Source organism: Clostridium fungisolvens (assembly GCF_014193895.1).
In the GTDB taxonomy this organism is placed as follows: Bacteria; Bacillota; Clostridia; order Clostridiales; family Clostridiaceae; genus Clostridium_AR; species Clostridium_AR fungisolvens.
In genome coordinates, this window is the sequence record NZ_BLZR01000001.1 from 4,752,993 (window position 1) to 4,766,780 (window position 13,788).

The window sequence follows — 13,788 nt, forward strand, 5'->3', positions numbered from 1 at the left end:
ACAAATTTAACTCTATTCATCCTTATAATGTGTATAGATTTATATTTGTTAACATCTTTAACTTTACTAATTCTAAATAAAATCATTAAAATAATGATTTTATTTTATCCACCAAGAGTTATGTCTTGATCACTATACCAGTTCAATGCATTGTAGAAATGCTCCGGCTTAAAATCTGGCCAATATTCATCAATAACATAAAAGTCTGAGTAAATAGACTGTACAGGAAGGAATCCACTAAGCCTTCTCCTGCCACCCCATCTTATTATTAGATCTACTCTAGATACATCATAAGATTGTATTTGATTATTGATGTTATTACTTCTAGATTTTGCTCCTTTAAGATGGTCTAAATCCCACTTCCAACTATAATTCACTAAGAAATTAACCTTCATACCTCCATTGCCAAATGTTTTTCTTACTGTATAAGGCAATAGCTCCTTAGGAAACATATCAGACTTTGTATTTCCTACTACAAGTAATTCTGCATCTTGATTTGAAAGAATCTTTACAGCATTAATACAAGCCTCTGTAAATGCTTTTCTTTGTTCAGCAGGCCTTTTGGTATTATCAACAGTGAAACCATAATAAGTTACTTCTTTTATCCCAGCGTTTTTGCACAAAGTAAAAAGTTCTAATCCAGGATCTATTCCTGAAATATATCCATTTTCCTTAGATAGCCCCTTATCTACAGCCCATCTTCTATTCCCATCTGGAATTATTCCTACGTGATTTGGTATTCTCATAAACCCACCTCAATAATATATAAGTCTAAATATGAATCATATACATATTATTGCCAACGTACCAAAAACTAACCATAGATATTTGTTATACAAAAACTTAATTTATTTTTCAAAGCTCTGTGCTGGTAGTTTACCTATTCTTTCTACTAAAAATGTAGATAAGAGTACTATAGTACCTCCGATTATCTGAATAACAGTAATAGATTCACTTAATAATAAAGTTGAAAAAACTACTGCTGATATAGGGTCTATATAACTAAGTATAGCTATAGAATGGCTTTCTAAACCTTTCATAGAAGTAAAGTATAATAGATAAGCAATACCTGTATGTATAACTCCAACGATTAATACAAACATAATACCCTTAATCCCTAGTGATGAAACCTTTTCTATTTCTCCTCTATAAATTATAAAAGGTAAAAGTGTTATTGCTGAAACTACAAGCTGAATTAAAGTAGTATCAAACCCTGATAAACCTTTTATAAACTTGTTTGTTAATACTACTGTTGCATATAAAGCAGCTCCGCTAAGCCCATACATTATACCTTTAATGTTTTGTGAAAATCCACCTGCACTTTCACCAGAATTCAATATCATGACTATTCCAATCAACGCTGCTATTAGACACGCTAATTTACTTCCTGTAAGCTTTTCCTTAAGTATAAAAGGTGCTGCAATTATGACAAACATCGGTGCAAAATAATAACTTATAGTAGCTATTGAAACAGTGGTATACTTATATGCCTGAAATAATAATATCCAATTGAATCCTATAGCTATACCTGAAAGTATTAATGGAATTGCATTTTCTCTTATTTTTGATACAGAAACTTTTTGCTTTCCTATTATGCTAAATGAAAATAAAAATAGACTTCCTATTGTAGCCCTTAAAAAAGCAATCTCTAGAGATGGTAAATTTATATTTTTCACAAAAATCCCTATGCTTCCGAAAATAATCATTGCTAATAATATTTTTATCTTATCATTCACTTTTTTAGCCCCCAATTCTAAATAATTTCTTCTTATGTTGTCTACAAACTCTTAAAAATCTCTCAGGTAATGGATTTTCAAGCCTTTATCATGTCAAATTTTCTTAATTAGCCCCAGTGTACATACCTATATAATACTTTACATTATATATAACTGTTTGTCATTGTAGTTTAGGTGATTTATAATTATTAAAGTAAAGATTTTTACTAGGAGGGATTGTTATGAGAATTGGAGTTATAGGCTTAGGTGGAATTGCCCAGAAGGCATATTTGCCTGTTATAACAGCGAGAGAGGATATAGACCTTGTGTTTTGTACAAGGAATAGCGAAAAATTAAAAGAACAATCTAAAAAATATAGAATTTCTGAATACACAACTTCAATAGATGATTTAATAAATTTAAAGATTCAAGCTGCTTTTGTTCATACAGCAACTGAATCTCATTTTGAAATCTGTAAGAAACTACTTATGTCAGGCATACACGTTTATGTAGATAAACCAATTTCCTACTCTTATGAAGAATCAAAACAACTCGTAGACATCGCAAACAAGTATAATAGAACTCTAATGATAGGTTTTAATAGAAGATTTGCACCTATGTACTCTTCAATTAAAAATGAAGAAACCGCCAATATAATTTTAGTTCAAAAAAATAGAGTGCCTAGCCCTCAGGATATAAGAACTTTTATACTTGATGATTATATACATGTGCTTGATACTGCAAGATTTTTAATGGGTGGAAGTATATCTGACCTTCAGGTAAATGGATTAATAAAGAATGATAATCTATATAATGTAGTTGCAAAATTATCGAATAAAAATACTACTTCAATTGCCTTGATGAACAGGGATAGTGGCATGTCAGAAGAGCTTGTTGAATATATGTGTCCTGGAAAAAAAATTGTTGTAAAAGATATGGCTATAAGCTCAAACTTATCTAATAATGAAGAGAGTTTAAGAAAATTAGGAGACTGGGATACAACCTTATATAGAAAAGGTTTTTATCAAATAATAAATCATTTTATAGATTGTATAAGAGATGGTAAAGAAACTAATATCTCCTTAGAAGATGCACTTCTTACACATAAAATATGCGAAGATATTATAGAAAAACTTATGAAGCTATAGTTCCTTTTTATAATTATATAAATTTAACTTCTTACTACACTTATTTAAAGAATAAATAAATGTAGTGTCAAAAATAGCTTTATAATTTAAGAATACACATAATCCATCAATATTATAGTAGATTTAAATTATATATAGTAATAATATTACCTAATACAAAGGCTAAAAATTAATGCAATGGTGGTGAAAAAATGAGTGATGTCGTTCATAAGCTATTATTAATAATTAATACCAGTAATGAAAAAGATATTGACTACAATATTTCTTGGATAATGCTTCAAAATATAAATAAAATATCAAGTATGAGTATAAATCAGCTAGCTGATTTATGTTACGTCTCCATATCTACCATAAGTAGATTTTGTAGAAAACTAGGTTGCAACAGCTTTTATGAATTTAAAAATATGCTAGTATATGATGACAATGAATATTTTGATCCAAGAAATAAAAGCATAAACATGAACATCAATGAGGATGCCTCTGATCTGTTTTTTATGGCTAAGAAAAATATAGACTTGGCTACTGAGACGTTGAAGATTGAGGAAATTGACCAATTAGTTCAGGATATACACGATTATCCAACTGTATCACTTGTAGGTTTAAATACAGGACAAAGCATTACTCTTGATTTTCAGAGTGAATTAATGGTACTAGGTAAATTTGCAACAGTTTTTGTAGATATTGATAAGCAACTAGATAATATAAAATCCTTAGATGAAAATTCATTGCTAGTTATATTTTCAATATCAGGTGGCTGCAGCTATAATTCAAGACTTAGTGAAGCATTAAAGCAAAGTAAAGCAAAAAAAGTATTAATTACTCAAAATCCAGCTACCCCTCTGCTTGAGTACGTAACTAAAGTAATTCTTTATGGAAATGAATACTTCCCTTTTGTAGGAAGATATGCTTTTTTATATGTTAAAGATCTTATTTTAATGAGATATAGATTCTTATACGAAGTATAAGAATCTATATATTAACACATTAATGTAGCAATTTAATTATCGAAAACTAATAAAGATAGATTATTTAGTTATAGTTCATGCAATGAAAAAAGCTATCTATAATACATAATTGAGTTTCATATATTATGAATTCAATTATGTATTTATTTTTTGCAGTGGCAATATCATATTAAAATTTGCTCCTCCGCTTATATTATTATCAGCAGTTATTATACCATTATGTTTCTGTACAATTGTCTTTGTGATTGCTAACCCTAATCCATAATTTCCACCTTTTCCTTTAAAGAACCTATCAAATATATGCTCCTTATCTTCCTTATCAAAACCTGAACCATCATCATTTATATCTATAACTATCGCTTCATCTTTCTTTTCTAAGGAAATATCTATTATCTTATTGGAATATCTAATGCAATTAGCTAATATATTAATGATTGCTCTCATTAATTTCTCTTCATCACAATATAAAAACAACTCCTCATCGCAATGTGTAAATAATATTTCTCTTTCATTTTTTATAGTAATACCTTTAATCCTATCAATTGAACTGCTTATTAATTCTTTCATATCTACCTTTTCTAAATTAAAATCATCTTGCATAGCATCTATTTTTGATAAATACAATAGATCTTCAACTAAGGTAGATAGTCTCTTGCTTTCTTCTATTATTATTTCTATAGCTTTGTTTTTATCCTCTACAACATCAAGTCTAATACCTTCTGCATATCCCTGTATCGACATCAAAGGTGTTCTAAGTTCATGAGATGCATTCTGCATGAAAGTTTTCATAGTATTATCATAAGAAGAAAGTTTTGCAGCCATAAAACTCATAGTCTTTGATAGCTCTGTAAGCTCCTCATGTTCAAAATTAAACTCTTTTACCGTGTAGTTTCTTTCTGCAATATTCTTTGCATACTTTATTACATCATAAATTGGATTGCTAATCTTCTTAGCCAATTTTGTTGATATACTTAAAGAGATTATAGCCATTATTATAAGTATGGAAAAAAGTAAAAAATTCACCTTCCTTGTGACTTCATCACTCTTAGACAAATCTGAATATACAATTAGGTAACAGCTATTATTTTGCAGCTTAATAGGATATGATACAGCCTGATACTTATTGCCACGAATATTCAAGTTAATCACTACACCTCTATTAATATTAGATATTTGATTTTTTTTTATTTTGGTAATTAACTCACTTGAAGTATCTTTATCTTCTTGATTAATATTTTCATTAGGATATATTATATTTTTGTCTTCATTTATAACTATATATTTAATATCCAAGATAGAGTTGGCTCTTTTTAGAATTGAGTTTAGTCTTGAATTACCCCTCTCATTTACCTGCAAGTTCTGCAACTCATCTAAACCTAAATTAGTTGAATTTTGATTTATTGATTTTTGTAATATCTCTCCGGTTGTAATAATTTGATTCCTTGTTTCCCTTCTCACATAAATTCTTAAAGCTAAATCAAATATAATAGCCGTTAGTAACATAAATATTAATATTATTATTAGATGAGAAGTGAAGATACTTTTATTTATAGACTTCTTTGCTTTACTCACAATAACACCTCTATTCAGCTATTTTCATTATAAATCCATATCCCCAAAGTGTTTCTATTCTTAAGTTTGAATTTGCATTAGCTAACTTTTTACGTATTCTCTTTATCATATCATCAGTGGCCCTTGTATCCACTTCACTATCAAATCCCCAAACCTTGTTTAATAATTCTTCTCTACTTATTCCTTTATTAGCATTCTTACAGAGGTATCCCATCAAATTAAACTCCATTGGAGTTAGTTTTATTTCATTACCCTTACACTCAACAAATCTCCTATCTAAGTAAATATTTATATCACCTACACGAATTATCTCAGTACTAAAATTGCTTTTATCAAATTCCATTCTTCTAAATATGCTTTTTACTCTAAGCACAAGTTCCACTGGACTAAATGGTTTAGTCATATAATCATCACTGCCAAGCATAAGCCCTGCAATCTTATCTGATTCACTGTCTTTTGCCGAAATTATTATAATTGGTATATTACTATGCAACCTTATCTTTGAGCAAACTTCAAGACCATCCATACCAGGCATCATTATATCTAATATGACCATATCTGGCGTCCTTTTCATGAACTGCTCAAGCAAAGAACTTCCATTAGAAAAAGTTTCTACATCATAACCATCTTTTTTTAAAAACATCTTTATCAAATCTTGTATTTTGACCTCATCATCTGCAATATATATTAGCTTCTCTGCCATTATTAAATCACCTCTTTATCTATAGAAGACATGCAAATTTAAAAATTGATTTAAAACTGAAGTTATAAGTCTTTATATAAATTTTTATTTTGATTATATCATAGTGTATATGGTTCTTTGTTAACTAAGTAATCTTGCCACAATTTTGCCACAAAGTTTCAGAGACTTATCCTAATATCAGATGTTATACTCTAATCATACAGTTAAAACTTGAAGTTACATAGGAGGTTTCAAATTGAAAAAACTTTATTTTATTCTAATTATTATGTTATCAGTATCATTGTTTATAGGATGTACCCGTAACAAGCCAATAAACTCTGCTAGTGGTACAAACAAATCAAATATAAGTAATAAAGAGTCTACTGCAACTAACTCCAATTCTTCTAACCCAAACAGTTCTACTTCAAAGACAGATAGTAATAGCGATGTTGCACAAAAGATAGATAGTTCTATGAATAAACTTGATAGTGTAATGAACGAGTTAGATGACAAAAATGATATAAATGAAACCGAAAATTTAGTAAATACCATGAATTAAGGGGGATTATAAAAATGAAAAATTTAAAATTAAAATTAGTGTCTTCATTAGTAGCATTATCAATAATAATACCTTCAACCCTAGTAAGAGCAGATGAGTTAAATGTTTCTGCTAGTAAACTAAGTAATCTTGTAGAAAAGAAAGCTCAAGTGATATCAAACATTGAAAAAAGAAAAGAGTATAAGACTTTAATCTCCTCAAAGAAAGATATCATCAAACAAAATCACGAAACCAATCAAGCCTTACGAAAAGAAATACTTTCAAAAAAGGAACAGGTAAAAACATTATTAAAGGGTATAAAGGCCAATAAAAGCCAGATTAGTAGTGAGGATCTAAGCAAAATAGGATCTCAACTAGATTCTATAAAAACTCAACTTTCTTCTCTTTCATCTACATCAGGAACTATAAAAACTTCATTTAAGACTATAAAAGATGATTTCAAAAGTAAAAATTATGATCCTATAGAAGGTGAACTTAATAATATTATATCCATTCAAAATAAGAGAACCGATTTACTAAAACAACTAAATGATGCAATGTCTTCACTTATCACTACAGTTCAAAATTCTACATCAACTCAAAATTCTACATCAACCAATACTGCATCATAAAAGAACAATCTGCTATTAATCTCAAGTATTGATAGCAGATTTTTTCTATCTAATAGATCAATATTACTTTTTAGTTATATGAAACATTATCACCATATTTTTTTCATATAATTATCAATAAAGTCCAAATAAGTATTTTGATTTTCATTAAGAGTTAGCATAGTCAGCAACTAAGTTTTTTAAAATAGAATTTATCTATTCGGCTAAATAGATAACTTCTATAAATGTTGATAATCATAATTTGTTAACTTTTTGTATATAGTATACAATGCAAATCATTTGCATTGATTTAATTTTTTCATAGGTTTAGAATATAAAAGTAGATCTTTAGAAAGAGGGGATTTCTTTGAAGGTAAAGGTAGATTTGTTTTCTGGTTTTTTAGGTGCAGGAAAAACTATGCTTATAAAAAAGCTTATAAGTGAACAACTAAAGAATAATAAGATTGCAATAATAGAAAATGAATTTGGAGAAATAGGTATTGATAGCAGTTTTTTAAAAACTACTAAAATAGATGTTAAGGAAATAAATGCAGGTTGCATATGCTGTAGTGTTTATGGAGATTTCACTGAAGGAATTAATGAGGTAATTAGTAAATATAATCCTGAAAGGATTATAATTGAACCTTCAGGAGTTGCAAAGCTTTCAGAAATACTATCTGTATTTAAAGAACCTAATCTAAAGGATAAGGTTACTATAAATATGATAATGACAGTAATAGATATAACAAAATATGATATGTACGTATTAAATTTTGATGATTTTTATAAAAATCAAATAATAAATGCTAAAACTATAATATTGAGTAGAACTCAAAATGTGACCAAAGATACGGTAGTACAAACAGTCTCAAAGATTAGAGAATTAAATAAAAACGCAAATATAATAACAACTCCATGGGATAATTTAAAGGCTGAAGACATAATAAATATCGCTGAAGGCGATGCACAAAAGCAACTTATTGAGAAAGTAAATCTTCTAAGAAATAGTTCTGCTAAAGTTTCGCTTAAAAGCTCAACAACAAGATCTACTGGAGAAACCTTTAAGACTATAGGTATGGAAACACCTAAAGTATTTTCAAAAAGCACTTTAGAATCTATTCTCACCAGATTAAATGATAAAAATATCTATGGAACAGTTCTAAGAGCCAAAGGAATAATAGAATCCTCTAGCAGTAAATGGTTAGAATTTGACTATGTGCCAGGTGAATTCGAGATAAGACCTTCCCTGCCAGATTATTCAGGCAGAGTATGTGTTATAGGAAACCAACTTAATTCAAGCGAGATAAAAAAGCTATTTGAGGATTAACCTTTGTTCTATAATTTATATTTGGGTATATATTTAGGGTTCCCCTACAAAATCAGTTTATGCTTGTGAAAACTCTGAGAATCCATCAACCTTCTCACAACCATAAACTAACAATTGTAGTTGGAGCCCTATAATTAATGCTAAAAATTTATTTTTTATGATAACTAAAGGGTTCCCATGTCGAAACTTAATTTATACTTGTTCGAAAATCTCGGCTTCTGGAGATTTTCGGGCATGTATAAATTAATAGTTGAGCTAGGAACCCTATATAAGTTTCCATCATGAAGTTATATCTCTAAAGATGTACCACAATTAGAAATTAATTATTATGTAACTTATTCTTATATGGGTGTACTATAATAATATATTATTAATTTATACAAATTTTTAAGTTTAAAGGCGTGATTACACTATGCAAACTAAAGTAGATATTGAAATAGTTACTGGCTTTATAGGCTCTGGTAAAACATATTTTATAAATACACTTATAAAGAACACTTTTCTTTTCATGGAAAAAGTACTAATTATTCAAAACGAACAAGGTGTAAGCCAAGTCGAAGATAGCATTATAAACAGTAAGAATATAGTCTTAGAGCAGTATAATCCACAATTAAAACTGAATTCAGACTATATTAATTCCATGATAGATAAATATAGACCTCATAGGATAATAATAGAATACAATGGCACTAAAGATCTTCTTGAATTAGTTGATACTATTTCCCAGGAATTAACTAATGTTTGTAAGATTAGTTCAATTTTCTATATATCTGATATTAATACATACGGTATGTTTCTATCTAATATGCCTGGGCTTATTCTTCCGTGCATATACCACAGTAATCTAATAATACTAAATAATTGTTCTAATATTGCTAAGGACAAGCTCAAGGAAATAAAATCTAATATCAATAAACTAAATAGAGATACTTTTATAGTAGATATAGATAAAATGGATTCTCTTGAAAAAGAGCTACAGTACATGGCCATCTTAGATGGAGGATTTCTTAAACTATTAAGAATCTCTTTAAAAACAGTTTTGTCTAAAATATAATTTACTTTAGCGATTATTGATGTACCACTTCGTATTAAAATTTATATATTCAAATTCTCCTCTCAGACCCCAGAGGAGTTTTGAATATAGATTTCAGTTCGAACTGGTACGTCTGTAGAAAGTGGTGTTTACAATGGAATATAGAGAAACTTCTAAGAAAAATTATATAAACCAATTATCAAAATTAGCATTTATTCCATTAATAATATTGATAATATTATTAATGTTAAAATTTAAGATTGCCTTAAATGGAAGAACTATAAAAAACTTTTCTGCGATTTTTATAAGTATAATTTTAGAGGCAATGCCATTTATATTTATAGGCTCTCTTATATCGTCTTTCATACAACTTTATGTATCTGAAAAGACTATAGCTAGGATTTTACCTAAAAATAAATTTTTGGCTCTGTTATCTGCTTCTGTAATAGGCATATTTTTTCCAATATGTGAGTGTGCCATAATTCCTATAGCAAGGCGACTTATAAAGAAAGGTGTACCAGTGGGAGTTGCTACTACCTTTATGTTAGCTACCCCTATAATAAATCCAGTGGTACTAATGTCTACATATTATGCTTTTAATCATAGAATATCTATATTATTTATAAGAAGCATTGCTGGAATCATAGCTGCCATAGCTATAGGATCCATTATAAGCATATTAGAACGAAATAACTCAGATTTGCTTAGAGAAGATATTTATGATGATAATGATGATCTTTGCGGATGCGGTGAATCTCATACTGCATCTAAAAACAAATCAAAACTATCTTCACTGCTTGATAATGTTATCTCGGAATTTTTCGATATAAGCAAATTTCTAATTTTCGGAGCAATTTTATCTGCAGTATTCCAAGTTCTAGTATCAAGAGATAGTATAAATGTATTGGCTAGAAATCCTTATATTTCGGTACTAGCTATGATTGGATTAGCCTTTATTCTTTCAATTTGCTCTGAAGCAGATGCTTTTATAGGGTCTACGTTTGTAGGACAGTTTACTACTGGCTCCATCATAGCCTTTTTAATATTTGGCCCTATGCTTGATATAAAGAACACCTTGATGCTGGTTGGAGGCTTTAAAAGAAAGTATGTAATTACTTTGATTATAAGCATTGTTATCATTTGCTTTATCTTAGGTTCTTTAGTTAATTTTATAGAAATAATGAAGGTGATCTAACATGAAAAGATTTAATTTTAATGAATTTGTAAAATTTATAACTTTATTTCTACTATCATTATTTCTTTACAACCTTAATGCTACTGGCAATATAAAATTATTTATAACTCCTAAACTAATATTTTATGTGAATATGTTTCAAATAGCATTAATAATTCTGACTCTGTATCAGTTAAAAAAATCTTTTACAACCGCTACTTATAAAAAATCTAGCAAAGTTCATCTTCTGTTCCTATTTACTATCATAGTAGGTTATGGTGCAAGCAAAGCAGGAATTGATACCACTATAGTTGACAATAAAGGTGTAAAGGCAATAAATAAGCTAGCCAATGTCTCTGGAGAACTTACTGCAGAAGAAAGAGCAAAGAAACTCCCACTTAATATAACTACCGAAAATTATGTAGCTTCATTATCAGATATGTTTCAACATGTATCTGAATACAAAGGTAGACAGGTTACTATAAGTGGATTTATACACAAAGAGCAAGGTCTAGATACCAATGAATTTGTAGTTTCAAGATTATATATGAGCTGCTGTATAGCTGATTCACAAATTGTTGGGCCTATAGGCAGAATACGTGATAGAAGTATTGATCTTAAGGAAGGACAATGGATTACAGTAGTTGGTAAAATCTCTGAAAAAGACCAGGTTCAAGACGGTCAGAAAACTGTAACACCAGTTGTTGTAGCTGATAGTTTCCAAACAATACAAAAACCTTCTGATCCTTATGTTTATTTAAAATAAATCATATATCTAAAACTAATCTCTTTTAGATTTATCTAAAGGAGATTTTTTTATTTTTTAGAAACTTATAACTTAATTATATCTATGGATAAATATGATAGGGTGCCAACTTCTAAAAACTAACCTTATACATATATCTGCCAGATAAAGACCCCATCTGCTTCCATGTAAATGAATAAAGATATAACATGCCATTATTTACATTGCACGCAATTGATAATTATTGTTAATTAGTATTGTGTTTTAATTAATATGCTAATATACTTAATATAAGCCATCATAAAGTATTAAAATATTATAGTTAAATCAATAATTTTATGGAGACAACTCCAAACAGAATGGCTTAATTAGTTAAATCTAAATTAAATAAAAACTTTATAAAAATTAGTAGCAAGATTGATGAAATATTAAATAAAAAAGATCGGAGATTAAATTATGAAATTATTCAATAATCTATCTGTTAAAAGTAAACTCATATCTGGTTTTTCAATAGTTATTGTATTTATGGTGGCTATAACCTTAATTAGTCAAATAAACTTAAGTAAAATAAATCAAGCATCCAGTTCAATGTATAACGAAGAACTTCAGACCTTGAAAAGCCTAGAAATCACTAATGCCAATACAATGCATATTAGACTAAGCGTAATTAACTTAGTTGAAGCAAGAGACAAGTCAAAAGTTGCTTCAACACAAGAAACGATATCTTCATATAGAGAAGAAAATAATAAGATTTTTGATGATTTTTCAAAAACCAACTTAACTGCTGATGAAAAGGATGTATTTTCAAAATTACAGAGTGAATTGTCAGATTATAGAACAGCTTGTGATAATACAATAGCTCTTGTATCAGAAGGAAAATATGATGAAGCCGCTATACTTAGTACAAGCACTGCTGATATTAGAAATAAACTTACAACTTCTATAGAAAAATTAGTTAATGATGTAGATAAAAGTGCCGTGATTAAAGAAACTAATAATAATACTATATATAAAAATTCTCTAATAACTGTAGTATCTATTTCAGTTGCAGCTATAATAATTGCAATCATACTTTCTACAACTTTAACACTTACAATCTCTCGTCAAATAAAGAGAATATTAAATTTCGCACACTATCTAGGCGGAGGTGACTTATCTCATACTATAGAAATTGACAGTAAGGATGAGTTTGGAAACCTTGCAAGTGAATTGAATAAAGCTAACAACAATGTTAAAGAATTAATTTCTAAGGTTATCAACGATTCAGAAACCTTAAGTGCATCTAGCGAAGAGCTAGCTGCTTCAACTGAAGAAATTTCCGCAGTAATGCAATCCATAAGTCAATCTACTGATGAAATTGCTAAAGGAGCTCAAAATCTCAGTATGGTGTTTGAAACTGTAAGCTCATCTTCTGAAGAAGTAACTGCCACTACAAATGAATTAGCAAATAGAGCTGAAGGTTCTCTGAAATCAGTTAGAGAAATCGATAAAAGAGCAATTTCAATTAAAGAAACCGCTTCAAAAAACATTAAAGAAAGCGCAAATATCTATGAAGAAAAAAGATCCGGGTTATTATCAGCTATTGAAGAAGGTAAGGTGGTTGAAAAAGTTAAAATTGCAGCTGATTCTATCGGAGCAATAGCAGAACAAACCAACCTGTTAGCACTTAATGCTGCCATAGAAGCAGCAAGAGCCGGAGAGCAAGGCAAAGGCTTTGCCGTTGTTGCCGATGAAGTGAGAAAATTAGCAGAACAATCTTCAGAAGCTGTAGTTAGTATACAAGCTATGGTTAATCAAGTACAATCAGCCTTCAGTAAGCTTTCAGAAACAGGGTCAGGCATGTTAGATTACATGAACGATGTAGTAAAACCAACTTATGAATTTCTAATGAGCACCGGTATCCAATATGAAAAAGATGCAGCTTTTGTTAATGATATGTCTGAAGAGATTGCTTCTTCCTCAAAACAGATGAATACTGTTATGGATCAGGTGAGTGAATCAATACAAAATCTTTCAGCTACAGCAGAAGAATCTGCTGCAAGCTCTGAAGAGATACTTAGCAGCATTACTGAAGTTACTGAATCAATCGACGATGTATCAGCTGCAGTTCAAAACCAAGCAATATTAGTTCAAAGCCTTAATAATATGGTTCAAAAATTTAAAATATAAAATAGTGTATTAATCTAGGAGTATTATTTGGAGCATTAATTCCAAATAATACTCTTTCTTATAGCCTTTCTTATTTATATAAATTTTAAAACATTCCTGCTATTTTCTT

At 29.1% G+C, this 13,788-nt stretch carries 13 protein-coding genes; 9 read left to right on the forward strand and 4 right to left on the reverse strand.

From position 1 onward, the window contains the following. Window positions 1-104 precede the first annotated feature (104 nt). Both uppS and bsdtw1_RS21065 read right to left on the reverse strand, forming a co-directional pair. Window positions 105-746 carry a polyprenyl diphosphate synthase gene (uppS, locus tag bsdtw1_RS21060; RefSeq protein ID WP_183279454.1) on the reverse strand — a complete coding sequence of 214 codons (642 nt, stop codon included), beginning with the start codon at window positions 744-746 and terminating at the stop codon, window positions 105-107. A gap of 102 nt (window positions 747-848) precedes the next feature. Then, window positions 849-1,736, reverse strand: coding sequence for a DMT family transporter (locus bsdtw1_RS21065; protein ID WP_183279455.1), 888 nt, complete (start codon window positions 1,734-1,736; stop codon window positions 849-851). A gap of 221 nt (window positions 1,737-1,957) precedes the next feature. On the opposite strand from bsdtw1_RS21065, the gene bsdtw1_RS21070 reads away from it, so the two are divergent. Both bsdtw1_RS21070 and bsdtw1_RS21075 read left to right on the forward strand, forming a co-directional pair. Continuing rightward, the gene (locus bsdtw1_RS21070; RefSeq protein WP_183279456.1) at window positions 1,958-2,863 is read left to right on the forward strand and encodes a Gfo/Idh/MocA family protein; all 906 of its coding nucleotides are present in this window, start codon (window positions 1,958-1,960) and stop codon (window positions 2,861-2,863) included. Between the two features lie 191 nt (window positions 2,864-3,054). Beyond that, window positions 3,055-3,828, forward strand: coding sequence for a MurR/RpiR family transcriptional regulator (locus tag bsdtw1_RS21075; protein WP_183279457.1), 774 nt, complete (start codon window positions 3,055-3,057; stop codon window positions 3,826-3,828). Window positions 3,829-3,963: 135 nt separating this feature from the next. Here the strand turns inward: bsdtw1_RS21075 and bsdtw1_RS21080 are convergent, their stop codons facing one another. Continuing rightward, complete coding sequence (locus bsdtw1_RS21080; protein ID WP_183279458.1) at window positions 3,964-5,400, reverse strand: HAMP domain-containing sensor histidine kinase; 1,437 nt, start codon at window positions 5,398-5,400, stop codon at window positions 3,964-3,966. Window positions 5,401-5,410: 10 nt separating this feature from the next. Then, entirely contained in the window at window positions 5,411-6,103 is a 693-nt protein-coding gene (locus bsdtw1_RS21085) for a response regulator transcription factor (RefSeq protein WP_183279459.1), read from the reverse strand. Window positions 6,104-6,338: 235 nt separating this feature from the next. Here bsdtw1_RS21085 and bsdtw1_RS21090 point away from each other — a divergent pair, with 235 nt between their 5' ends. The 7 genes from bsdtw1_RS21090 to bsdtw1_RS21120 all read left to right on the forward strand — a co-directional run bounded on the left by bsdtw1_RS21090 (window position 6,339) and on the right by bsdtw1_RS21120 (window position 13,679). Next, a complete protein-coding gene (locus bsdtw1_RS21090) occupies window positions 6,339-6,641 on the forward strand; it encodes a hypothetical protein (RefSeq protein ID WP_183279460.1) in 303 nt (100 codons plus the stop codon). A 14-nt stretch (window positions 6,642-6,655) separates the two neighbouring features. Next, window positions 6,656-7,252: a hypothetical protein gene (locus tag bsdtw1_RS21095; RefSeq protein WP_183279461.1), complete on the forward strand. Its 597-nt coding sequence runs from the start codon at window positions 6,656-6,658 to the stop codon at window positions 7,250-7,252. A gap of 346 nt (window positions 7,253-7,598) precedes the next feature. Then, entirely contained in the window at window positions 7,599-8,558 is a 960-nt protein-coding gene (locus bsdtw1_RS21100; protein ID WP_183279462.1) for a CobW family GTP-binding protein, read from the forward strand. A gap of 412 nt (window positions 8,559-8,970) precedes the next feature. Next, complete coding sequence (locus bsdtw1_RS21105) at window positions 8,971-9,612, forward strand: GTP-binding protein (RefSeq protein ID WP_183279463.1); 642 nt, start codon at window positions 8,971-8,973, stop codon at window positions 9,610-9,612. A gap of 133 nt (window positions 9,613-9,745) precedes the next feature. Further along, entirely contained in the window at window positions 9,746-10,786 is a 1,041-nt protein-coding gene (locus bsdtw1_RS21110) for a permease (RefSeq protein ID WP_183279464.1), read from the forward strand. Between the two features lies 1 nt (window position 10,787). Beyond that, entirely contained in the window at window positions 10,788-11,531 is a 744-nt protein-coding gene (locus tag bsdtw1_RS21115; protein ID WP_183279465.1) for a TIGR03943 family putative permease subunit, read from the forward strand. A 435-nt stretch (window positions 11,532-11,966) separates the two neighbouring features. Beyond that, complete coding sequence (locus tag bsdtw1_RS21120; RefSeq protein WP_183279466.1) at window positions 11,967-13,679, forward strand: methyl-accepting chemotaxis protein; 1,713 nt, start codon at window positions 11,967-11,969, stop codon at window positions 13,677-13,679. The last annotated feature ends 109 nt before the right edge of the window (window positions 13,680-13,788 follow it).